Below are 22,590 nucleotides of genomic sequence, written 5' to 3' on the forward strand. Positions count from 1 at the left end.
CGCCTCCCCGAAATCGGGAATCGAGCATACTAATCGCTTGTCCGAATAAAGTCAATGACTTACCTACACCACACCGCAAACCACCGGGCAATTCGGGCGTAAAAGCCGGTTTTCTGCTAAGATCACGCGAATTCTCAATTTCACAGTCCGGCCGCGTATTCGCGCGACCGACTCTGTCCCAAAGGGTACCCAGCGTGTCGATGCAGTTTGTAAAGTCGGTAATCGATGCCGACATGGCCATCATGGACGGTGTCATTCGTGAGCGACTTTATTCTGACGTAGTACTTGTTCGTCAGGTGGCCGAATATATTGTCAGCTCGGGCGGCAAACGTTTGCGCCCAATGATCACCCTGCTCTCAGCACAGGCACTCGGCTACGAGGGAGCGCATCATCACGAGCTCGCTGCGGTCATTGAGTTCATTCATACCGCAACCCTGCTACACGATGATGTGGTTGACGAATCAAGCCTGCGCCGCGGCCGCGATACCGCCAATGCACTTTTTGGCAACGCAGCCAGCGTTTTGGTCGGCGATTTTCTGTACAGCCGCGCCTTCCAGATGATGGTCAATTGCGGCTCGATGCGCATCATGGAAGTCTTGGCCGATGCCACCAATGTCATCGCCGAAGGCGAAGTTTTGCAGCTAATGAATATCGGCAATATCGACATTGACGAAGCCGAGTACCTCAAAGTCATTCGCTACAAAACCGCCAAATTGTTTGAAGCTGCAGCACGACTGGGCGCCATCCTGACCCATAGCGACGCCAACACCGAAGAGGCCTTGTCACGCTATGGCATGCATCTGGGCACCGCATTCCAGATCATTGATGACGTGCTTGACTACTCAGGCAAACAAGAGGAAATCGGCAAATCGCTCGGCGACGATCTGGCCGAAGGCAAGCCAACGCTACCGCTGATTTACATCATGAAACACGGCCAAGCCGATGCTGCCGCCATCGTCAAAGACGCACTCGAACATGCCAAACGTGAGCATTTCGATGCCGTGCTGGCTGCCGTACAACAATCCGGCGCCCTGCACTACGCCCGGGAAGTCGCCACAAAAGAAGCCCTACTCGCCAAAGACTGCTTAAAAAATCTGCCACGCAATCCATGCACCGAAGCGCTGGACGCACTGGCCAGACTCGCCATCGACCGAAACAGCTAAAATACCTGCAAGCCAATAAAAAACCCCGCCCTTTTGCAAAGGCGGGGTTTTTTATTGCTTCAATTACCGGGCAATCAAGCAGCAGGAGCAGCCACTTTGCGCGCTGGCAATTTTTCCTTGATACGTGCAGATTTACCTGAACGATCACGGAGGTAGTACAGTTTAGCGCGACGAACGTCACCACGGCGTTTAACTTCAACCGAAGCCACCAGTGGAGAGTAAGTCTGGAATGTACGCTCAACGCCAGTACCAGAAGAAATTTTGCGAACGATGAAGTTGCTGTTCAGACCGCGGTTACGCTTAGCGATTACTACACCTTCGTAAGCCTGCAGACGTTCACGGTTACCCTCTTTTACTTTTACCGATACGACAACAGTGTCGCCTGGCGCAAATTCTGGCAGGGTTTTACCCAAACGGGCGATTTCTTCTTGCTCGAGTTGTTGAATCAAGTTCATTTTAATGCTCCATATGAGACTTGTACCTTCTGCCGCAATCACTCTTGCGGTGGCGCCGAATACTCAGTTTTAAATTCGGCCAGAAGACGAGTCTCTTCTTTAGATAACTGGCGATTTTCCAGCAAATCCGGACGGCGCACCCAAGTGCGGCCGAGCGATTGCTTCAAACGCCAGCGCCTTATTGCGGCATGGTTACCCGAAAGTAAAACCTCAGGCACAACCATATCGCGATAAACTTCGGGACGGGTGTAATGCGGACAATCCAGCAACCCATCCACAAATGAATCTTCCACCGCACTAGCCGCAGTATTTAATACCCCCGGCAACAGACGGGACACGGCGTCGATCACGATCATCGCCGGCAATTCGCCACCCGACAACACATAATCACCCACCGAGATTTCTTCGTCGACGTGCGATTGCAATACCCGCTCGTCAACCCCCTCATAACGCCCACACAACAAAATCAAAGCTGGCTTTTTCGCCAACTCGGTGACCTTCTGATGCGTTAACGGCGCCCCCTGAGGGGATAAATACACCGTATACGGCTGCAAGCCGGACGCTAATTGGCGTTGCTTACTATACCCAAGGGCAGCATCCAGCGGCGCCGGCAACATCACCATCCCCGGACCACCGCCGAACGGCCTATCATCAACACGATGATAATTGTCGCTCGTGAAGTCACGCGGATTGCAGGTTTCCACCCCGATCAAGCCCAGCTCCACCGCCCGACGCGTGACGCCGTACGCAGTGATGGCGCCAAACATCTCGGGAAACAGAGTCACCACATCAAACTGCATACCACGCCGTGGTTTTTCTAACTCAGACATTGAATACGGCCCGGATTAAAAATCCAGCCCCCAATCCACGCGCATTTCACGCGCTTCAAGATCAACATCCAGTACGACGTGCGCCACAAAAGGCACCAAACGCTCTTCATCACCGTCTTTAACGACAATCACATCGTTAGCGCCAGTTTCGAACAGCTTATCAATAACACCAAGGCGTTCACCCTGCGTATTCACTACCGCCAGACCGATCAAATCAGCCCAGTAGTATTCACCCTCTTCCGGCTCAGGCATTTCGCTACGCGGCACCGCGATCTCGCAACCCTTTAAAGCAAAGGCAGCATCCCGATCGTTAACCCCTTGCAGCTTGGCACCCAGCTTTTTCGGCTGAACATGTGCATCCGCAAGCTGATACAACTTCCACTGGCCATTTTTACCCAACCACCATGTTTTGTAGTCAAGCAAACTGTCAGCGTACTGCGTATCAGCAATCAAACTCACCCAACCCTGAATACCAAAAGCCCCGCTAATGTAACCCATGACCACCAGATCTTCTGGCACGGCACTCTGAGCGTCCACTGACGAGGCTTTAAGATTTTTCACCACGGAAAAATTAGGCCGCTTTTTGCTGTTTGATCAAACGAGCTACGGTATCAGAAGGCTGCGCACCAACACCCAACCAGTAGTTCAGACGATCAGCAACAAAACGCAACTCTTCAGCAGCGCCTGCAGCTTGTGGATTGTAGAAGCCAACGCGCTCGATGAAACGACCATCGCGGCGGTTGCGAGAATCAGTCACTACAACGTTGTAGAACGGGCGATCTTTTGAGCCACCGCGAGCAAGACGAATCACGACCATAATAAAACCCAATATTGGTAAATAAAAATAAGCTCGCAATCATGCCAGAATTTAATAGCAGCCGCAAGACCAAATACAAAACCATTGAACGAACGGCGATTACATGCCCGGCATTAAGCCCTTGAGCCCGCGCATCATTTTCATCATGCCGCCACCAGCAAACTGCTTCATCATTTTCTGTGTTTGCTCAAACTGTTTGAGCAGACGATTCACTTCCTGCACCGACACTCCGGCACCCGCAGCAATCCGACGCTTACGACTCGCCTTGAGCAACTCAGGCTTGCGGCGCTCCAATGGCGTCATCGAATTGATAATTCCTTCAATCCGCGTTACCGCCTTATCCGTCACCTGGCTATCGGCCATCGCACTCAATTGCCCCGGCAGCTTATCCATCAACGCCGCCATGCCCCCCATTTTTTTCATTTGCTGTATCTGGGTTTTAAAGTCTTCCAGATCAAATCCTTTGCCAGATTTGACCTTTTTCATCATCTTGAGCGCTTCGGCCTCATCAACCGAATTTTGCACATCCTCAATCAGCGACAGAACATCGCCCATCCCGAGCACACGACTCGCCATCCGATCCGGATGGAATGGCTCCAAGCCAGTCAATTTCTCGCCAGTACCCAAGAACTTAATCGGCTTACCCGTAATATGCCGCACTGACAGCGCCGCACCGCCGCGCGAATCGCCATCCATCTTGGTCAATACCACACCAGTGAGCGGCAAAGCTTCGTTAAAGGCCTGTGCGGTATTCACCGCATCCTGCCCCTGCATCGCATCGACCACAAACAGCGTCTCAACAGGCTTTACCGAGGCATGCAGAGACTTGATCTCCTGCATCATCGCCTCATCGATCGCCAGACGACCTGCAGTATCAACAATCAGCACATCAAAGAAGTGCCGCTTGGCGTGATCAATCGCCGCGTTGGCAATATCAACCGGCTTTTGCGTTACATCAGATGGATACCACTCAACTTGCAACTGCCCAGCTAGGGTTTTGAGCTGCTCAATCGCAGCCGGCCGATAGACGTCGGTCGACACCAGCAACACTTTTTTCTTTTGCGTTTCTTTCAGCAGTTTGGCCAACTTACCCGAGGTCGTGGTCTTACCAGCACCTTGCAAACCCGCCATCAAAATCACAGCGGGGGGTTGCGCCGCCAGATTCAATGCATCGTTTTGCGCGCCCATCAGCTTGGTCAGCTCTTCATAGACCACGCCAATAACCGCCTGACCCGGCGTCAAACTACCAACAACCTCTTTACCTTCCGCCCGTACTTTCACATCGGCAATAAATTGCTTCACCGCCGGCAAAGCCACGTCAGCCTCAAGCAAAGCCATGCGCACTTCACGTAGCGCGTCCTTAATATTGTCCTCAGTGAGTCGCGAATGGCCGCGTAAAGTTTTTACTACACCACCGAGGCGGCCAGACAAGTTTTCAAACATGCAACGTTTCCTTAAACGACAGATGCCGCGACGACATCCACTCTGTTAGACTTAATTACTTTCCATTTTACCTCAATTGCCGTGCTGACTTTGCTTGCATCTATCTCTTTGCTGATTTACCTGCTATTAGGCTGGCATTTTTACAAAGTTCGCCTTGCGAACCAGCACATCCTGCCAGAATGGCTCACTCACATCCTGTTGGCCATCGGCATCTTGCTGCATGCAAGCTCACAGACGCAAAGCATTTTGCACTCGCCCCCTTTTTTTGGCGCATCAGAAGCGCTATCACTCACAGCATGGCTTGCACTCGCCATTTATGGCATAGGTCAACTTAGATTGCGACTCGACGGCATTGAACTCCCTTTGTTTATTTTTGCCTCCGCCTTCACGGCACTGGCCATTGCCCTGCCACAAGGCCACGCCATTACCTACGCCCAAACAGGATTATCACGCGGGCACTTTCTGCTGGCTATGCTTGCACAAAGTGCACTATTTATTGCAGCAGGTATCGCAGTTTTAATGCGAATGACCGATAGCACGCTACACCACCACGCAAAAAAATTATTGCTCGGCAACTTACCGCCGCTACTTACGCTAGAGCGACTATTGTTTAGCACGATCGCCTGCGGATTTATTCTGCTTACGCTGGCGCTGATCGCAGGAGCCACACTCAACTTTCAAACCTATGGCAGCATCGCCCAATTTTCACACAAAACCGTGCTTGCCCTTGCTTCATGGGCATTGTTTGCAAGCTTGCTACTAGGACATCAAATCCGCGGCTGGAGAGGCCGTTTCGCAGCAAACTGGACACTAATTGCCTTTGCAGTGTTATTTCTTGGTTACATTGGCTCACGTATTGCACTAGAAGCAATATTTAACAAGGCCTAAACAAACATACCCCCAGATAATAAAGCGACGGCATCCATCAATAACCACGACAAACAAAAACTTGTAAGCAACAATCGGCCACTGATCACCACGCAGTTGCCACGATTTTGGCAAGCATCTGCTAGACTGAACAAAATATATAACTGATAAATACCTATAAACAATAAATACAAATGGTATTACTTACAGTCAAATACCCCATTGGAGTGATTTTTTTGCCATGAGCACCCCGCAAATTTCCGGCCTTGCCCGCTTACTGGTTCAGCATGGCCGACTGAGCGAGTCTGATGCTGAAGCACTGCACCTAGCAGCCAATAGCAATAAAACCACATTTATTGAGCAATTGACTCAAAGCAAGAAATTATCACCGCGCGAAGTCGCAGAATTCTCTGCTCAGACTTTCGGTTATCCTTTGCTCGACCTAGATCAAATTGATTCCAATTATCTTCCGCAAAACGTCCTCGACAATAACGTCATGCGACTGCAACGCCTAGTGCCGCTTTTCAAGCGAGGCACCAAGCTATTTATCGGACTATCCGACATCACCAACCTGGAAGCCGTAGAAAAAGTCCGTTTTCAGACCAACTCACAAGTAGAACCAATTATTGTCGAAGACAATAAGCTCGTTATTCTACTCAATAAAACAATTGAGGCATCTGGCGCCAACCTCAAAGAGATGGTGATCGACGAGGCAGATCTGGCACTTGAGGGTGGAGAAACCGAACCCACAGCCGCCGAAACGCAAATGGGACAAGATATTGATGACGCCCCTGTCGTTAAATACCTGCAAAAAACGCTAATGGATGCAATCAACGGCGGAGCTTCGGATATTCACTTCGAGCCCTACGAAAAGTTTTATCGCATTCGCTACCGAATCGACGGCGTTTTGCGCGAAATTGCGCAACCCCCTCTGGCCATCAAGGAAAAAATTTCATCGCGCATTAAGGTGATCTCCAAGCTGGATATTTCCGAAAAGCGCGTACCGCAAGACGGCCGCATGAAACTGGTTTTATCCAAATCAAGGGCAATTGACTTCCGGGTCTCTACCCTGCCAACGATGCATGGTGAAAAAATTGTCATGCGGATTTTGGATCCATCCTCAGCCACGCTAGGTATTGACGCACTCGGTTACGACCCCGATCAGAAAGCCATCATTCTCGATGCTATCCAGCGCCCCTATGGTATGGTTCTGGTTACCGGCCCAACCGGCTCGGGTAAAACGGTATCGCTTTACACCTGCCTCAACCTACTTAACAAACCGGACATCAATATCTCGACTGCAGAGGATCCTTGCGAAATCAACTTGCCGGGGATCAATCAAGTCAATGTAAACGACAAGGCAGGCCTCACCTTTTCGGCGGCACTTAAAGCCTTTCTGCGCCAAGACCCTGACATCATCATGGTTGGTGAGATTCGTGATCTGGAAACGGCAGATATCGCGATCAAAGCAGCTCAGACTGGCCATATGGTATTTTCAACACTGCACACCAATGATGCCCCCACGACATTGACCCGGATGCTCAATATGGGCATTCAGCCTTTTAACATTGCATCATCCGTTATTTTAATTACCGCACAACGGCTAGCTCGACGCTTATGCAGCTGCAAAAAACATGTTGATATTCCGGCACAAGCCCTGCTCGACGCTGGCTTTTCTCAGGAAGAGCTGGACGGGAGCTGGGAGCCTTACGGTCCGGTAGGGTGCGAGCTCTGCAAAAACTCCGGCTACAAAGGCCGGGTCGGTATTTATCAGGTCATGCCCATTACCGACGACATCAACCGTCTTATCATGAATCATGGCAATGCAATCGACATTGCCGATCAAGCTCGTAAAGAAGGTGTACTTAGCTTGCGCGAAGCCGGATTACGAAAAGTAAAACAAGGATTGACCTCGCTTGAAGAAATCATGGCGGTCACAAACATCTAGGAAGGGGTAAAGCATGGCAGTCAAAGGGAAATCGCCTGCGGCCAAGGAGTTTATGTTCCGCTGGGAAGGCAAGGATCGTACCAACAAGGTCGTTAAGGGTGAAATGCGCGCAGTTAGCGATTCGGTCGTCAAGAGTACACTGCGTCGTCAAGGCATCAACGTTAGCAGCATCAAAAAAATTCGCATGGGTACAGGCCGCAAAATTTCCGAACTGGATATCGCCATGTTTACCCGTCAACTGGCGACCATGCTTAAATCTGGCGTTCCTTTACTCACCGCGTTTGATATCGTCGCAAAAGGCCACAGCAATCCATCTGTGACCAAACTACTGATAGATATTAAAACCGATATTGAAACCGGCTCATCATTGACTCAGGCATTCCGTAAACATCCCAACCAGTTCGACAATCTTTATTGCAATCTGGTTCAGGCTGGGGAGCAGGCGGGTATTCTGGACGCTTTACTCGCGCGTCTAGCCACCTATAAAGAGAAAATTCTGGGCGTTAAAAAGAAAATCAAGTCGGCCATGTTTTACCCGACCGCTGTTCTTGTCGCCGCCTTTGTCATCACGGCAGTTATTATGATTTTCGTCATTCCGGCCTTTAAAGACCTGTTTTCCAGCTTTGGCGCCGACCTTCCTGGCCCCACCCTACTGGTCATGGCCATTTCGGATTATTTCGTCAGCTACTGGTATCTCATTTTCGGCAGCATCTTTGGCGGGATATATTTCTTCCTGCAGGCTTGGAAAAAATCCGAGAAAATGCAATTTTTTATGGATCGATTATTACTTAAACTACCTGTATTTGGCCAAATTATTAAAAATGCAACGATCGCACGCTGGACACGAACCCTGGCGACCATGTTCGCAGCTGGCGTACCCCTGGTTGAATCACTTGAATCAGTCGGTGGGGCTGCGGGCAATATCGTTTATAAGCTGGCAACCCAGCGCATTCAAGCGGAAGTCAGCACCGGTACCAGCCTAACGACAGCCATGCAGAATGCCAATGTATTTCCGAATATGGTCATGCAGATGACCTCGATCGGTGAAGAGTCAGGCTCACTTGACTCAATGCTCAGCAAGGTGGCCGACTACTACGAAGAAGAAGTCGATAATGCCGTCGAAGCACTTGCTAGCCTGATGGAACCTATCATTATGGTCGTCCTAGGTACACTCATTGGTGGCTTGGTCGTTGCAATGTACCTGCCAATTTTCAAAATGGGTCAAGCGGTCGGATAATGATTGAAACTTTCACTAGCAATACCGGAATAATTCTCAGCTGCGCCGTGCTTGGGCTATTGGTGGGTAGTTTTTTGAATGTCGTCATTCATCGACTGCCCATCATGCTGGAGAATGAATTCAAACTTGAATGTCAAGCGCTCACAGGAGATGAAAATCAAGAACCGCCACCTCCTGCCAAATACAATTTGGTCGTACCACGCTCGGCCTGCCCACACTGCCAGCATCAAATCACAGCACTGGAGAATATCCCCGTACTGAGCTGGATCATGTTGGGTGGAAAATGCAGCCAGTGCAAAGCACCAATAAGCTTACGATATCCCTTCATTGAAGCATTAACCAGTCTTATTTCCGCCGGAATGGCCGCCCATTTCGGCTATGGGATGCCATTATTAGGCGCATTATTGCTCAGTTGGGCGCTCCTCTCACTCATCATGATTGATGCGGACACTTATTTACTGCCCGACTACATTACCCTGCCCTTGGTTTGGTTGGGGCTATTATTTAATTCTCAGCAAACCTTTACGACACTACCCATGGCAGTATATGGCGCAATGGCAGGCTACCTAAGCCTTTGGAGCATATACTGGCTATTTAAACTCATTACCGGCAAGGAAGGGATGGGTTATGGCGATTTTAAACTTCTTGCTGCATTGGGTGCTTGGCTCGGCATCACCGCACTTCCCGCCATTGTTTTATTGGCCTCGTTCAGCGGTGCAATCATTGGTATTGCCATGATCGCAGGCGCAAAGCACGGATGGAATAAACCGATGCCTTTTGGCCCCTATCTTGGCATTGCCGGCCTATTGGCTCTGGTTTGGGGCTCTAAAATTTCATCCGCATTGTACGGAATTTAATCAAGCATGATTGTCGGATTAACAGGGGGGATAGGCTCAGGCAAAAGTACCGTTGCCAGTTATCTGATGGAAAAAAACATCCCCGTCATTGATGCCGACAAAATAGCCCACGAGCTGACACAGGCAAAACAGCCGGCAGTATCGGAAATCTCGGCGATTTTTGGCGCCGACTGTCTAAACGAGGAAGGCGAGCTTGATCGGTCATGGCTCAGGGAATCGATCTATAAAGACCCTGTGAAAAAGCAGCTATTGGAGCAAGTCTTACACCCCAAAATACTGGCCGAATGCAAACGACAATTAATTCATAATCAAGCAGCGATTTATCAAATACTCATGATTCCTTTGCTGATTGAGCATGCCGAATTCAGATCACTCTGCGACTCCATTATCACCGTGGAATCGACAGAAGAAGCGCGAATCACTCGTGTCATGCAAAGAAATGGCTTAAGTCGTGAAGTGATTCAATTAATCATCAATAATCAATTAACTGATGCAGAACGCCGCCAAGAAGCCGATCACTTGATTTACAATAACGACTCTTTAGAATCATTGAAACGTCAGGTTGATCAACTCGATCTTTTTCTGCGCCAACAATGTCATATTCAAAAATAATATTCAGATCACTGATTTCTACTAGGCCTGTGCATTGTGATTAGCTATGAATTTCCAATTAATGAACGGGTTCGCACCCTGTTACGACTAGAAGAGCTTTACACTAGGACGTCCAAGCTCGCCAGTCGTGACGATGCACTGGATCATCACATGGCCTTGCTTGGCATTTTTGAAATTATGGAAGTGGCTAGTCGCGCTGATCTGAAATCAGATCTACTTCAAGAACTCGAGCGGCAACGCCAGAGCCTATCAGCCTTGCGTAATAATCCCCATATATCAGAGAATGCGCTTGAGATGGTGCTAAGCGAGATTGAGTCTACGCATTCACGACTATTAGAAATGACGGGAAAATTCGGCCAGTATCTTAGAGAAAATGAATGGTTGATGGCAATTAAGCAACGGGTTTCTATTCCAGGCGGCGTGTGTGAATTTGACTTACCCTCATACCATTACTGGCGGAAACAAGAAGCTGCGCGCCGCCGCAGCGATCTTGAACGCTGGCTCACGCCACTCCTACCCATTAAGCATGGACTCGATATTGTCTTGAAACTCCTGCGTGATTCAGCCAAAAATAATTATTACACGGCAAAACAAGGATGTTTTCAGCAAATGTCCGGCGGCAAAGTAGTCCAATTATTAAAAGTTACATTACCTGATGATTTACCAGCTGTTCCAGAACTCTCAGCTAATCGTTACGCTATTAATATCCGCTTTATCGTGCCATCGACCAGCGGTGAACGCGCAAAGGTAGTTGACGCCGACATTGACTTCACACTTGGTTATTGCAACCTATGACCCCAGAAACACAGCCCGTACGGGTTGCATGCCCAAGCTGCATGCTGCTTATCGAATATTCTCCGCAAAATATTTATCGACCCTTTTGCAGCGAACGTTGCAAAATGCTGGATTTGGGCCAATGGGCTAATGAATCTTACCGTATTCCAGACCAGTCAAATTCACCAGCGTCATTTGATGAATGAGTTTAGCCCACACTGACTCACCACAAGATACTGGGCGCGGTATAGCGCTAGAGGCTTTGATTACAAAAGCCCGCACGAACATACCTAGAAGCAATAACTTTCAGCCCTCATTCACCAATCCCCTGATAGGCACGCAAAGCTGGTACTTGAAATAGCCGTCCATCATCAAGACACAAACCCGTCAACTCGCCCCCCCAGATACACCCTGAATCCAAGGCAATATACTGCTCGGCAACCTTCAAACCAAGCGCCGACCAATGCCCAAAAATTAATGGCTTCTCAAACCTGTTTCGCGGACTTTCAAACCATGGGCTTAACCCAACCGGAGCACGATCCAACTCCCCTTTATATTTGAAATCCAGTACTTTTCCATCACAAAAGCGCATTCTGGTGAATGCATTGATGGTGAAACGAAATTTTTCAATCTCGGAATGTCCAGCATCCCAATAGGCTGGCTTATTACCAAACATATTGCCGAACCAATTTTTCCGATCTGTTCCGGAATATTTTAGACGCGCCTTCTCTGCCAATTTTTTTGCTTTTTCAAGCGCCCAGCCGGGGTATATTCCCGCATGAGTAATCACATGGCTGGAGCAATCAATGATGAGCGGTTGAGTAATCAGCCATTCCAGAAGTAATTCCGCATCAGTCGCGATCAGCACTTCATCCAGGGTATCACCCGCCTTCGGCTTTGCAAAACCTAACCAACAGGCCAGTAAAAATAAATCATGATTACCCAGTACAGTCTGAGCAATTCGCCGATTCTGATAACACCAGCGCAGCATTGCCAACGAGGAGGGGCCACGATTAACCAAATCGCCAACAAAAAACAGCTGGTCAGTTACTGGATCAAATTGCATTTTGGACAAGAGCTGTTCAAACTCAGTGAAACAGCCTTGTACATCGCCTATTACGTATCGCGCCATGAAAAATCCATTCAGTCATCATTCAGGCAAAAAAAAACCGACCATAGGTCGGTTTTTTCTATCGGGCAGCGATTACTCTGCTGCTTCAACTTCTTCCGGACGGTCAACAAGCTCAACGTATGCCATTGGCGCATTGTCACCGACACGGAAGCCGCATTTCAGAATACGCAAGTATCCGCCATTGCGAGCTGAATAACGTGGGCCCAAAACATCAAACAACTTAACTACGATTTCACGATCACGTGTACGAGAAAAAGCCAAACGGCGATTAGCCAATGATGGTTTTTTACCCAAAGTGATCAGTGGTTCTGCCACACGGCGCAATTCTTTCGCCTTTGGCAGAGTAGTTTTGATAACTTCATGCTTCAACAAGGAGTTAGCCAAGTTACGAAGCATCGCAAGACGATGGCTTGTCGTGCGATTTAATTTACGATTAGAAAGACGATGACGCATTTGTCAATTCCTTTGCTAGTACCGGCTTAAGGCTTATCTAAGCCAGCCGGTGGCCAGTTTTCAAGGCGCATGCCAAGGCTAAGACCTTTCGAAGCGAGCACTTCTTTGATCTCGTTCAACGACTTGCGACCGAGGTTAGGTGCTTTTAACAACTCAGTTTCAGTACGCTGAATCAGATCACCAATGTAGTAGATGTTTTCCGCTTTCAGACAGTTAGCAGAACGAACAGTCAACTCAAGATCATCTACTGGACGCAGTAAGATTGGATCAATTGTTACTTGTGGCTCAACTACTTTTTCTTCTTGCGTGCCTTCCAAATCAGCGAATACGCCGAGTTGGTCGATCAACATCCGAGCGGCCTGGCGAACTGCTTCATCAGGCTCGATCACCCCATTGGTTTCAATGTCGATAATCAAACGATCAAGATCTGTACGCTGCTCTACACGAGCACTTTCTACTTGGTAGCTAACACGGCGAATCGGACTGAATGAAGCATCCAGAATAATCGTGCCAATGGTACGACCCTCTTCTTTATTAACGCGAGATGGTGCAGGCTGATAGCCACGACCTTTCTCGACGGTAATATCCATGCTCAGTTTGCCACCAGCAGAGAGATGAGCAATCACGTGATCCGGATTAATCACCTCTACATCGTGTGGAAGCTGAATGTCGGAAGCCTTGACGACACCCTCACCCTCTTTAGCAAGAGTCAGAGTGACGGATTCCCGACCATGCAGCTTTAGCACAACGCCTTTCAGGTTCAACAGGATGTCGACAACGTCTTCCTGAACGCCATCCAACGCGGAGTATTCATGTACAACACCATCAATCTTAACTTCTGTAGGTGCAAAACCCGCCATTGAAGATAAGAGGATTCGGCGTAGTGCATTACCGAGAGTATGGCCATAACCACGCTCAAACGGCTCCATAACGACTTTAGCGTGAGCTGAAGCCAGAGCCTGCACATCAATGATGCGCGGTTTGAGCAATTCGTTTGCATTAATTTGCATAAGTCAGTATCCCTTGCCAGCCGGTTCAGGTTATTACTTGGAATAGAATTCAACTACCAGCGATTCATTGATATCGCTAGACAGATCTGAACGCTCTGGCATATTTTTAAATACGCCTTCCATTTTTTTAGAATCAACCTGCACCCAGCTTGGGAAGCCAATGCCTTCAGCCAAGCTCAGCGCTTCCTGAATACGTACTTGCTTCTTAGCTTTTTCACGTACAGCAACAACATCACCCGCCTTCACTTGGAAAGAAGGAATATTTACAACATTGCCATTAACCGTGATTGCCTTGTGGGAAACCAGTTGACGGGATTCGGAACGAGTAGAACCGTAGCCCATACGATATACAACGTTATCGAGACGACTCTCGAGCAGCTTCAACAGATTTTCACCTGTTGAACCTTTGCGGCGAGCAGCTTCTTCAAAATAACGGCGGAACTGACGTTCCAAGACGCCGTAAATGCGACGGATCTTTTGCTTTTCACGCAGGTGAACGCCATAGTCCGACAGACGCATATTCTTTTTAGCGCCATGCTGGCCTGGGGCTTGTTCCAGCTTGCACTTACTGTCGAGCGAACGACGTGCGCTTTTCAAGAACAGATCCGTGCCTTCGCGGCGTGCAAGTTTGCACTTGGGTCCAATATAACGAGCCATTTCTTACTCCGGAATTAGATACGACGCTTTTTCGCAGGACGGCAGCCGTTGTGCGGAACAGGCGTCACATCCGAGATACTGGTGATCTTGAAACCCAGAGCGTTCAGAGCGCGCACTGATGATTCACGACCAGGGCCCGGACCCTTGATGCGTACTTCTAGGTTTTTAACACCATATTCTTGGGCAACTTTACCAGCGGCTTCTGCTGCAACCTGTGCGGCAAAAGGTGTACTTTTACGAGAGCCCTTAAAACCAGCACCGCCCGAGGTAGCCCAAGATAAAGCATTGCCTTGGCGATCAGTGATGGTAATGATCGTGTTATTGAAAGAAGCATGAACATGCACGATTCCTTCTGACACGCTCTTTTTGACTTTCTTACGTACACGAGCTGTGTTTGCTTTAGCCATAATTTATGTCCTTAATTACTTCTTGCCAGCGATAGACTTGCGTGGACCCTTACGAGTACGCGCATTTGTCTTAGTACGCTGACCGCGAACTGGCAGGCCTTTGCGGTGACGGAAACCACGATAGCAGCCAAGATCCATAAGACGCTTGATGCTCATAGTTACTTCACGACGCAGATCACCTTCAATGGTGAATTTACCTACTTCGTCACGTAGTTTTTCAAGTTCAACATCACTGAGATCTTTTACTTTCTTGCTAGGCTCAATTGCAGTAGTTGCACAAATCGCTTTAGCGCGAGTTTGTCCAATACCGTAAATAGCCTGAAGACCGATCACAGTATGCTGATGATTAGGTATGTTAACCCCAGCAATACGGGCCATACTTCTTACCCCAGGTTAAAAAGTGGTGGATTTTAACACCAATAGCCGATTGACTCAATCAGCCTTGACGCTGCTTGTGCCGTGGGTCAGTACAAATTACGCGCACAACACGGTTGCGACGAATAATTTTGCAGTTACGGCAGATTTTCTTGACCGATGCTTGAACTCTCATGGTCTATCCTTTGAGAACAAAGTAAAATCCCAGCCAACAAAAGCATTGACTGGAATACGTTGCAACTACTGTTTTCGCAGACTGCACCAAAACAACCAGCACACCCGAATTCCAGTAAAGCCCACGACTATAACACATGAAGCCCACCGTGAAAACCGAAAACAGCAACCACACGTCAGTTAAAAGAAAAGATCTTAATCAATAAGATCTTTTCCATGAAATATGTTCAGTAATTTTACGAACTGAATTACGAACCTTTGAAATTTGCCTTCTTAAGCAGGCCATCATATTGGTGCGAAAGAACATACGACTGCATCTGCGCCATAAAATCCATTGTTACAACGACAAGAATCAATAATGAAGTTCCCCCAAAATAAAATGGGACATTCCACTTCAGAATTAAAAACTCCGGAATCAAGCACACAAATGAAATATAAACAGCGCCAATCAGCGTCAACTTCATAATTAGCTTTTCAATATATTTTGCAGTGTGATCGCCCGGGCGATAACCCGGTACCATTGCACCACTTTTCTTTAAATTGTCTGCCGTTTCACGCGGATTAAATACCAGCGCAGTGTAGAAGTAGCAGAAGAAAACAATTGCAGCAGCATAAAACAGTACATACAGAGGCTGGCCAGGATGGAGCTTATCGCCAATCGACTTCAGCCATGAGAAATGCTCACTATTCCCAGTCCAAGAAAGCACAGTAGCCGGAAACAAAATAATAGAGGAAGCAAAAATAGGAGGAATCACACCTGCCATATTTAACTTCAAAGGCAAATGAGAACTTTGCGCTTGCATCAGGCGATTGCCAACTTGGCGTTTCGCGTACTGAATTGGCACTTTACGCTGCCCACGCTCAACAAACACAACCGCAGCAGTCAGCAAAACAACACCAACAAAAAGAAATAACACAAGCAAGATCGGCAAAGCCCCCTGACTGGTCAAACTGAGCGTTTGCCCAATTGCAGTAGGCACACCAGACGCAATACCTGCACAAATAATAATCGATATACCATTTCCAATGCCACGCTCGGTGATTTGCTCCCCAAGCCACATCAAGAACATAGTACCGGTAACAAGAGAAACCATTGTCACCGCAACAAACAAACTTTGATCCATGATCACCAAGTTTGGTTGCCGGAACAACATTAGAGCAATACCAAAACTTTGCGCCGTTGCAAGCAAGACAGTGAAGTAGCGAGTGTATTGCGTCAATTTACGCCGCCCTGCTTCACCCTCTTTTTTTAATTGCTTAAGATTAGGCAGAACTTCACCTGCAAGCTGGATAATAATCGATGCCGAAATATAAGGCATGATACCAATCGCAAACACAGTAAAGCGTGACAAAGCCCCACCGGAGAACATGTTAAACATGTTTAGCAGGCCAGTTTGCGAAGACTGGAACAGATTCGCCAATTCAACAGGATTTATACCAGGAACCGGAATGTGCGCGCCGATGCGATAAACAATCAATGCGCCCACCACAAACCAAATACGTTTCTTTAGATCAGCAAATTTACTTACTGAACCAGCCAATGCGGGATTTGCCACGTTCTGCCTTAACCTTTAACAATAATTATTCACCAACAGAACCACCAGCAGCTTCAATCGCAGCCTTAGCACCCTTAGTCGCCAACACACCCTTCAGTGTAACAGCGCGATCAATGGTGCCTGACAACACAACTTTGCAACTAATAGAATGCTGAGAAATCAAACCAGCCTGAACTAGGCTCAGCATATCAATTTCAGTGATAGGCAAAGCTTGCAATTCAGACAAAGTCACTTCTGCGTTTTTACCCTGAGCCAAAGATTTAAAACCGCGCTTAGGTAGACGACGCTGCAAAGGCATTTGACCGCCCTCGAAGCCTACTTTATGAAAGCCGCCTGCACGTGATTTTTGACCCTTATGGCCGCGACCACAAGTCTTACCAAGACCTGAGCCAATACCACGACCAACACGCTTACTAGCATGCTTAGCACCAACGCCAGGAGTTAGAGTATTGAGTTCCATCTTAACCCTCAACCTTCAGCAGGTAGCTGATCTTATTAACCATGCCGCGATTCTCAGGGGTATCGATAACCACAGAAGAACTGTTTGTTTTACGAAGACCCAAACCACGCGCGCAGGCTTTATGTGACTCAAGACGACCAATCAGGCTTTTTACCAAAGTCACCTTAATTGTTTTAACGTCGCTCATTGTGCACCCCCAAGAATTTCTTCAACTGATTTGCCACGCTTTGCAGCAATATCAGAAGGCGTATGCAATTTAGATAAACCATCCAAAGTTGCACGCACGATATTATATGGGTTAGTAGAACCATGGCATTTTGCAGTAATGTTATGAATACCCATTACCTCAAATACTGCACGCATAGGACCACCAGCAATAATTCCCGTGCCTTCCGGCGCAGGTTGCATAAACACTGTAGTCGCACCATGTTTACCAAAAACAGTGTGCTGCACAGTACCATTACGCAAGCTTACCTTAACCATTTTGCGACGAGCTTCTTCCATCGCCTTTTGTACAGCTACGGGCACTTCTTTAGACTTGCCCTTACCCATACCAACACCACCATCACCATCACCAACGACAGTAAGAGCAGCAAATCCAAGGATACGACCACCTTTAACGACTTTGGTAACGCGATTAACGCTTACCATCTTCTCCCGAAGGCCGTCCTGGCGATCTTCCATTTCGTTCTTAGCCATTATTTGAACTCCAAACTCAATTAGAAGACGAGGCCAGCTTCACGAGCCGCATCAGCCAGCGCTTTAACGCGGCCGTGGTACTGAAAACCAGAGCGATCGAAAGCTACATTTTGCACACCGGCAGCTTTTGCTTTTTCAGCAATCAGCTTACCAACCGCAACCGCACTTGCTACATTGCCACCGTTCTTAACCTCAGAACGCAATGCGGCTTCAAGCGTATTAGCTGTAGCCAGAACTTTGCCGCCAGTCTCATCAATGATCTGAGCGTAAATATGGCTATTGGTACGATGCACCGACAGGCGAACGACCTTGAGCTCCGCAATCTTGGCACGGGTTTTACGTGCACGGCGAAGTCTACTTTGATTCTTATCCATAATTCAGCCTCGATTACTTCTTCTTGGTTTCTTTGATCACAACCACTTCATCTGCATAACGAACACCCTTGCCTTTATAAGGCTCTGGAGAACGGTATGCGCGAATCTCAGCTGCAACCTGACCAAGAAGTTGTTTATCGGCACCCTTCAAGATGATTTCAGTCTGAGACGGAGTCTCACACTTAATACCTACGGGCATTTGATGCGCAACTGGGTGAGAAAAACCCAACGACAGATTAAGCACATCGCCTTGTGCTTGAGCACGATAACCCACACCAACTAGAGTCAACTTACGCTCAAAACCTTTATTAACACCTGCAACCATATTGTTAACAAGCGCTCGTAAAGTGCCAGACATTGAACGGGCAAATTTGCTATTGCCATTAGCAGCAAATGTAACCGCCCCGTCTTTCACTTCAACAGAGACCTCTGCAACAACAGGGTGAGATAAAGCGCCCTGCGGGCCTTTAACTTCAATTTTGCCATCGCCGAGTTTCACTTCGACACCAGCGGGAATTGCAACCGGATTTTTAGCTACGCGAGACATTGTGACACCTCATCAAGCGACGATGCACAGCAACTCGCCACCAATACCATTGGCGCGCGCTTTGCGGTCGGTCATCACACCCTTGGAAGTGGACAAAATTGCCACGCCAAGACCATTCATCACACTTGGGATGTCACCAGTCGCGCGATAATCACGCAAACCTGGCTTTGAAATACGGTCAAGACGCTCAATAACTGGGCGACCAGCATAGTATTTCAGTTCAATCGTCAGAACTGGCTTAACTTCACCACTAACCAAGAACGATTCAACATAACCTTCTTCGTGCAACACTTTTGCGATTGCAACCTTCAATTTTGAAGATGGCATCACTACCGAAGCTTTATCAGCACGCTGCGCATTACGAATACGAGTCAGCATATCGGCGATAGGATCATGCATTGCCATGTTATTTCTCTCCTATTACCAGCTTGCTTTAACAAGACCCGGGATTTCGCCTTTGAAAGCGAGATCGCGCAACTTGCTACGGCCAAGACCAAACTTACGGTAAACACCACGTGAACGACCAGTTAATTTGCAACGATTATGCAAACGAACAGGAGATGAATTACGTGGCAATTGCTGGAGTTTCAAACGAGCTTGGAATTGATCTTCCTCACTCGCATTTTGGTCATTAATAATAACCAACAGCTTTTCGCGTTTTGCAGCATATTTAGCAACTGCAGCAACACGTTTAGCTTCACGATTAATCAGTGCAAGTTTTGCCATGATCGCCTCAATTCTTGAACGGGAACTTAAAGGCAGCGAGCAAAGCGCGCGCTTCCTCATCAGTCTTAGCCGTAGTCGTAATGGTAATATTCATGCCACGCAGCGCATCAATCTTATCGTACTCAATTTCCGGGAAGATAATCTGCTCTTTAACACCCATGTTGAAGTTGCCACGGCCATCAAAAGATTTACCACCAACACCACGGAAGTCACGCACACGCGGAAGTGCAATCGTCACCAAACGATCCAAGAATTCGTACATGCGCTCACGACGCAAAGTCACCTTGCAACCAACAGGATAACCATCACGAATTTTGAAGCCTGCGATAGACTTTTTAGATTTCGTTACCACTGGCTTCTGACCTGCAATTTTTTGCATATCACCAACAGCAAATTCCATCACTTTTTTATCTGCAACCGCTTCGCCAACACCCATATTGATCGTAATTTTCTCAATACGTGGCACTTGCATCGCAGATTTGTAGCCAAATTGTTTTACCAATTCAGGAACGATCTTGCTTTCATATACTTCTTGAAAACGAGCCATTGTATTTCCCCTTAGCCGCCAACTACTTCGCCGCTAGACTTGAAAACACGAACTTTTTTGCCGTCTTCAAGAGTCTTGAAGCCAACACGATCCGCCTTACCAGTCGAAGCATTGAAAATAGCAACATTAGATACGTGAACTGGCATAGTCAGTTCAACGATACCACCTTGCACACCACGCATTGGATTAGGCTTCTGATGTTTCTTAACAACATTAACGCCTTCAACAACAACACGATCAGATGCAGGCAGTGCACGAACAACAGTTCCGCGCTTACCCTTATCTTTGCCAGTGAGAACTACAACCTCATCGCCTTTGCGAATCTTATTCATACTGGATTCCTCTTATAAAACTTCTGGCGCAAGTGACACAATCTTCATAAAGCGCTCAGTACGCAATTCACGCGTCACTGGTCCGAAGATGCGAGTGCCAATTGGCTCAAGTTTTGCATTAAGAAGAACAGCAGCATTACCGTCGAATTTAATCAACGCACCGTCTGCACGGCGAACACCTTTAGCTGTACGAACAACTACGGCATTGTATACGTCACCCTTCTTCACGCGACCGCGTGGAGCCGCATCCTTGATGCTCACCTTAATGATGTCACCAACCGATGCATAACGACGCTTAGAGCCACCCAACACTTTGATACACATAACTGAACGTGCACCAGTGTTATCAGCAACCTCTAGCTTTGATTGCATTTGAATCATTTAGAACAAACCTCCAACTTAATCCACCTAAATTAGCCTGGTTCAACCAGGTGCCCGGATGAACCGAGCCAAGAGTGGCCAGTTTTGGATCCCGATGGGAAAACAGCGCACCACACCACAAGGGCATGACACGCAAGGAAAACGGGCATTCTACACAAGATAGAATGCCCGCGCAAGCACATTACGTTATTTAATAATTAAATAACTCGAGCTTTTTCTACCAACCCCGTCACCGCCCAAGATTTGGTCTTAGACAACGGACGACACTCTTCAATCGTTACAACATCACCTTCGGTGTATTGATTAGATTCATCATGAGCATGGTATTTTTTAGATTGACGTACCATTTTGCCGTAAAGCGGATGTTTAACCAAACGCTCAACCAAAACAGTAACGGTCTTATCCATCTTATTGCTAACCACCCGACCAGTCAGCGTACGCTTGAGTTTAGCTTCGCTCATATTAGGCAGCCTTCTGAGTGAGAACGGTAAGAACACGCGCAATATCTTTACGCACACGCTTGAGTTCGCTGGTATTTGCCAATTGGCCGGTCGCATGCTGCATGCGAAGGCTAAACTTGGCTTTCAGCAGCGCCGTCAATTCGCTTTTCAGCTCTTCAACGGATTTCTGTTGCAGTTCAGTCGCTTTCATCATTGCCCCACTTGGCGAGAAACCATGGTTACAGCAAAAGGCAGCTTAGCAGAAGCCAAACGGAAGGCCTCACGAGCAATCTCTGCTGATACACCATTCAATTCATACAAAACTTTACCAGGCTGAATTTCAGCTACGTAGTAGTCAGGAGAACCCTTACCCCCACCCATACGAACCTCGGCCGGCTTAGTCGAAATTGGCTTATCAGGAAATACACGAATCCAAACACGACCGCCACGCTTGATGTAGCGAGTAATTGCACGACGAGCAGATTCGATCTGGCGAGCAGTCAAACGACCACGGCTAGTTGCCTTCAGACCGAATTCGCCGAATGCAACGGTGTTACCGCGAGTAGCGATACCGGTATTGCGGCCCTTTTGGACCTTACGGAATTTAAGTCTAGTTGGCTGCAGCATTGCGTGGCCCCTTACGTGGTTTCTTCTGAGTTTCTACAGGCTCAGCAGCAGATTTTTCACCTGGCTTCACATCGCCTTTATAAACCCAAACTTTTACACCGATGATACCGTAGGTAGTCTTGGCTTCTGAAGTCGCGTAATCGATATCAGCACGCAGGGTATGCAACGGCACACGGCCTTCACGATACCATTCAGTACGCGCAATTTCGATACCATTCAAACGACCTGAAGACATGATCTTGATACCTTGAGCACCAAGACGCATAGCATTTTGCATAGCACGCTTCATGGCACGACGGAACATCACACGCTTCTCAAGCTGAGAAGTAATGCTATCAGCGATAATCTGAGCATCAATTTCTGGCTTGCGAACTTCTTCGATATTTACATGAACAGGTACGTTCAAGATTTTTTGCAGTTGAGCTTTCAACTGCTCAATATCTTCGCCTTTTTTACCAATCACAACGCCTGGACGGGCTGAGTAGATAGTAACTTTAGCGTTTTTAGCTGGGCGCTCAATAACAACGCGGCTAACAGCAGCACCTGCAAGTTTTTTCTTCAAAAACTCACGAACCTCAATGTCTTCATTCAACATCTTGGCAAAGTTGGTGCTATTAGCGTACCAGCGTGACGACCAATTCTTAGTTACAGGTAAACGAAAACCTGTTGGATGAATTTTCTGACCCATGA

At 47.8% G+C, this 22,590-nt stretch carries 35 protein-coding genes; 8 read left to right on the top strand and 27 right to left on the bottom strand.

Annotation, left to right across the window (positions count from 1 at the left end; translation table 11 throughout):
- Positions 1-200 precede the first annotated feature (200 nt).
- Positions 201-1,163: a polyprenyl synthetase family protein gene (locus ACG2XO_RS02835; RefSeq protein WP_410500224.1), complete on the top strand. Its 963-nt coding sequence runs from the start codon at positions 201-203 to the stop codon at positions 1,161-1,163.
- A 74-nt stretch (positions 1,164-1,237) separates the two neighbouring features.
- Here the strand turns inward: ACG2XO_RS02835 and rplS are convergent, their stop codons facing one another.
- From rplS to ffh, 5 genes are all read right to left on the bottom strand, one after another.
- The gene (gene rplS, locus ACG2XO_RS02840; protein WP_180306044.1) at positions 1,238-1,618 is read right to left on the bottom strand and encodes a 50S ribosomal protein L19; all 381 of its coding nucleotides are present in this window, start codon (positions 1,616-1,618) and stop codon (positions 1,238-1,240) included.
- Positions 1,619-1,656: 38 nt separating this feature from the next.
- Positions 1,657-2,418 (bottom strand): tRNA (guanosine(37)-N1)-methyltransferase TrmD, encoded by a 762-nt coding sequence (gene trmD / locus ACG2XO_RS02845; protein ID WP_410500225.1) that lies wholly within the window; start codon positions 2,416-2,418, stop codon positions 1,657-1,659.
- A 45-nt stretch (positions 2,419-2,463) separates the two neighbouring features.
- Entirely contained in the window at positions 2,464-2,967 is a 504-nt protein-coding gene (rimM, locus tag ACG2XO_RS02850; RefSeq protein ID WP_410499327.1) for a ribosome maturation factor RimM, read from the bottom strand.
- Between the two features lie 52 nt (positions 2,968-3,019).
- On the bottom strand, positions 3,020-3,265 hold the full coding sequence (gene rpsP / locus ACG2XO_RS02855) for a 30S ribosomal protein S16 (protein WP_157670806.1): 246 nt from the start codon (positions 3,263-3,265) through the stop codon (positions 3,020-3,022).
- 99 nt (positions 3,266-3,364) lie between these two features.
- Positions 3,365-4,708 (bottom strand): signal recognition particle protein, encoded by a 1,344-nt coding sequence (gene ffh / locus ACG2XO_RS02860; RefSeq protein WP_410499328.1) that lies wholly within the window; start codon positions 4,706-4,708, stop codon positions 3,365-3,367.
- An 81-nt stretch (positions 4,709-4,789) separates the two neighbouring features.
- Here ffh and ACG2XO_RS02865 point away from each other — a divergent pair, with 81 nt between their 5' ends.
- The 7 genes from ACG2XO_RS02865 to ACG2XO_RS02895 all read left to right on the top strand — a co-directional run bounded on the left by ACG2XO_RS02865 (position 4,790) and on the right by ACG2XO_RS02895 (position 11,209).
- Positions 4,790-5,596, top strand: coding sequence for an inner membrane protein YpjD (locus ACG2XO_RS02865; RefSeq protein WP_410499329.1), 807 nt, complete (start codon positions 4,790-4,792; stop codon positions 5,594-5,596).
- Between the two features lie 220 nt (positions 5,597-5,816).
- On the top strand, positions 5,817-7,523 hold the full coding sequence (pilB, locus tag ACG2XO_RS02870; RefSeq protein ID WP_410499330.1) for a type IV-A pilus assembly ATPase PilB: 1,707 nt from the start codon (positions 5,817-5,819) through the stop codon (positions 7,521-7,523).
- Between the two features lie 13 nt (positions 7,524-7,536).
- The gene (locus ACG2XO_RS02875) at positions 7,537-8,760 is read left to right on the top strand and encodes a type II secretion system F family protein (protein WP_410499331.1); all 1,224 of its coding nucleotides are present in this window, start codon (positions 7,537-7,539) and stop codon (positions 8,758-8,760) included.
- Complete coding sequence (locus tag ACG2XO_RS02880) at positions 8,760-9,617, top strand: prepilin peptidase (RefSeq protein WP_410499332.1); 858 nt, start codon at positions 8,760-8,762, stop codon at positions 9,615-9,617. Before ACG2XO_RS02875 ends, ACG2XO_RS02880 begins: the two co-directional genes overlap by 1 nt.
- 6 nt (positions 9,618-9,623) lie before the next feature.
- A complete protein-coding gene (gene coaE, locus ACG2XO_RS02885) occupies positions 9,624-10,229 on the top strand; it encodes a dephospho-CoA kinase (protein WP_410499333.1) in 606 nt (201 codons plus the stop codon).
- Positions 10,230-10,265: 36 nt separating this feature from the next.
- On the top strand, positions 10,266-11,024 hold the full coding sequence (zapD, locus tag ACG2XO_RS02890; protein ID WP_410499334.1) for a cell division protein ZapD: 759 nt from the start codon (positions 10,266-10,268) through the stop codon (positions 11,022-11,024).
- Positions 11,025-11,065: 41 nt separating this feature from the next.
- Positions 11,066-11,209, top strand: a complete 144-nt coding sequence (locus ACG2XO_RS02895; protein WP_410499335.1) for a DNA gyrase inhibitor YacG — start codon at positions 11,066-11,068, stop codon at positions 11,207-11,209.
- Between the two features lie 107 nt (positions 11,210-11,316).
- Here the strand turns inward: ACG2XO_RS02895 and ACG2XO_RS02900 are convergent, their stop codons facing one another.
- The 22 genes from ACG2XO_RS02900 to rpsC form a co-directional block, all read right to left on the bottom strand.
- Positions 11,317-12,135 carry a symmetrical bis(5'-nucleosyl)-tetraphosphatase gene (locus ACG2XO_RS02900; protein ID WP_410499336.1) on the bottom strand — a complete coding sequence of 273 codons (819 nt, stop codon included), beginning with the start codon at positions 12,133-12,135 and terminating at the stop codon, positions 11,317-11,319.
- Between the two features lie 72 nt (positions 12,136-12,207).
- Positions 12,208-12,588 (bottom strand): 50S ribosomal protein L17, encoded by a 381-nt coding sequence (gene rplQ / locus ACG2XO_RS02905; RefSeq protein WP_410499337.1) that lies wholly within the window; start codon positions 12,586-12,588, stop codon positions 12,208-12,210.
- Between the two features lie 26 nt (positions 12,589-12,614).
- Positions 12,615-13,598, bottom strand: a complete 984-nt coding sequence (locus ACG2XO_RS02910; RefSeq protein WP_410499338.1) for a DNA-directed RNA polymerase subunit alpha — start codon at positions 13,596-13,598, stop codon at positions 12,615-12,617.
- A 33-nt stretch (positions 13,599-13,631) separates the two neighbouring features.
- Positions 13,632-14,255 (bottom strand): 30S ribosomal protein S4, encoded by a 624-nt coding sequence (rpsD, locus tag ACG2XO_RS02915; RefSeq protein ID WP_179355197.1) that lies wholly within the window; start codon positions 14,253-14,255, stop codon positions 13,632-13,634.
- A 14-nt stretch (positions 14,256-14,269) separates the two neighbouring features.
- Entirely contained in the window at positions 14,270-14,662 is a 393-nt protein-coding gene (rpsK, locus tag ACG2XO_RS02920) for a 30S ribosomal protein S11 (RefSeq protein ID WP_028448413.1), read from the bottom strand.
- A 15-nt stretch (positions 14,663-14,677) separates the two neighbouring features.
- Entirely contained in the window at positions 14,678-15,040 is a 363-nt protein-coding gene (rpsM, locus tag ACG2XO_RS02925) for a 30S ribosomal protein S13 (RefSeq protein WP_179355199.1), read from the bottom strand.
- A gap of 58 nt (positions 15,041-15,098) precedes the next feature.
- On the bottom strand, positions 15,099-15,212 hold the full coding sequence (rpmJ, locus tag ACG2XO_RS02930) for a 50S ribosomal protein L36 (protein ID WP_018748524.1): 114 nt from the start codon (positions 15,210-15,212) through the stop codon (positions 15,099-15,101).
- 247 nt (positions 15,213-15,459) lie between these two features.
- Entirely contained in the window at positions 15,460-16,767 is a 1,308-nt protein-coding gene (secY, locus tag ACG2XO_RS02935) for a preprotein translocase subunit SecY (RefSeq protein WP_410499339.1), read from the bottom strand.
- A 25-nt stretch (positions 16,768-16,792) separates the two neighbouring features.
- Complete coding sequence (rplO, locus tag ACG2XO_RS02940) at positions 16,793-17,227, bottom strand: 50S ribosomal protein L15 (RefSeq protein WP_410499340.1); 435 nt, start codon at positions 17,225-17,227, stop codon at positions 16,793-16,795.
- Between the two features lies 1 nt (position 17,228).
- Positions 17,229-17,414, bottom strand: a complete 186-nt coding sequence (gene rpmD, locus ACG2XO_RS02945; protein WP_180306028.1) for a 50S ribosomal protein L30 — start codon at positions 17,412-17,414, stop codon at positions 17,229-17,231.
- Positions 17,411-17,926, bottom strand: a complete 516-nt coding sequence (rpsE, locus tag ACG2XO_RS02950; protein WP_410499341.1) for a 30S ribosomal protein S5 — start codon at positions 17,924-17,926, stop codon at positions 17,411-17,413. Before rpsE ends, rpmD begins: the two co-directional genes overlap by 4 nt.
- A gap of 20 nt (positions 17,927-17,946) precedes the next feature.
- The gene (gene rplR, locus ACG2XO_RS02955) at positions 17,947-18,300 is read right to left on the bottom strand and encodes a 50S ribosomal protein L18 (protein ID WP_410499342.1); all 354 of its coding nucleotides are present in this window, start codon (positions 18,298-18,300) and stop codon (positions 17,947-17,949) included.
- Positions 18,301-18,313: 13 nt separating this feature from the next.
- The gene (rplF, locus tag ACG2XO_RS02960; protein WP_410499343.1) at positions 18,314-18,847 is read right to left on the bottom strand and encodes a 50S ribosomal protein L6; all 534 of its coding nucleotides are present in this window, start codon (positions 18,845-18,847) and stop codon (positions 18,314-18,316) included.
- 12 nt (positions 18,848-18,859) lie between these two features.
- Positions 18,860-19,252 (bottom strand): 30S ribosomal protein S8, encoded by a 393-nt coding sequence (gene rpsH, locus ACG2XO_RS02965; protein ID WP_410499344.1) that lies wholly within the window; start codon positions 19,250-19,252, stop codon positions 18,860-18,862.
- Between the two features lie 15 nt (positions 19,253-19,267).
- Complete coding sequence (gene rpsN, locus ACG2XO_RS02970; RefSeq protein WP_157670831.1) at positions 19,268-19,573, bottom strand: 30S ribosomal protein S14; 306 nt, start codon at positions 19,571-19,573, stop codon at positions 19,268-19,270.
- Positions 19,574-19,580: 7 nt separating this feature from the next.
- Complete coding sequence (gene rplE, locus ACG2XO_RS02975; RefSeq protein WP_157670832.1) at positions 19,581-20,120, bottom strand: 50S ribosomal protein L5; 540 nt, start codon at positions 20,118-20,120, stop codon at positions 19,581-19,583.
- A gap of 11 nt (positions 20,121-20,131) precedes the next feature.
- Positions 20,132-20,452: a 50S ribosomal protein L24 gene (gene rplX / locus ACG2XO_RS02980; RefSeq protein ID WP_410499345.1), complete on the bottom strand. Its 321-nt coding sequence runs from the start codon at positions 20,450-20,452 to the stop codon at positions 20,132-20,134.
- A 12-nt stretch (positions 20,453-20,464) separates the two neighbouring features.
- The gene (rplN, locus tag ACG2XO_RS02985) at positions 20,465-20,833 is read right to left on the bottom strand and encodes a 50S ribosomal protein L14 (RefSeq protein WP_157670834.1); all 369 of its coding nucleotides are present in this window, start codon (positions 20,831-20,833) and stop codon (positions 20,465-20,467) included.
- 197 nt (positions 20,834-21,030) lie between these two features.
- Positions 21,031-21,294, bottom strand: a complete 264-nt coding sequence (rpsQ, locus tag ACG2XO_RS02990; RefSeq protein ID WP_410499346.1) for a 30S ribosomal protein S17 — start codon at positions 21,292-21,294, stop codon at positions 21,031-21,033.
- Between the two features lies 1 nt (position 21,295).
- Positions 21,296-21,484: a 50S ribosomal protein L29 gene (rpmC, locus tag ACG2XO_RS02995; RefSeq protein WP_180308790.1), complete on the bottom strand. Its 189-nt coding sequence runs from the start codon at positions 21,482-21,484 to the stop codon at positions 21,296-21,298.
- On the bottom strand, positions 21,484-21,900 hold the full coding sequence (rplP, locus tag ACG2XO_RS03000; RefSeq protein WP_157670836.1) for a 50S ribosomal protein L16: 417 nt from the start codon (positions 21,898-21,900) through the stop codon (positions 21,484-21,486). Before rplP ends, rpmC begins: the two co-directional genes overlap by 1 nt.
- Positions 21,884-22,588 (bottom strand): 30S ribosomal protein S3, encoded by a 705-nt coding sequence (rpsC, locus tag ACG2XO_RS03005; protein WP_410499348.1) that lies wholly within the window; start codon positions 22,586-22,588, stop codon positions 21,884-21,886. Before rpsC ends, rplP begins: the two co-directional genes overlap by 17 nt.
- Between the last annotated feature and the right edge of the window lie 2 nt (positions 22,589-22,590).

Origin of the sequence: Chitinibacter sp. S2-10 (genome assembly GCF_046530675.1) — a bacterium.
Classification (GTDB): Bacteria; Pseudomonadota; Gammaproteobacteria; order Burkholderiales; family Chitinibacteraceae; genus Chitinibacter.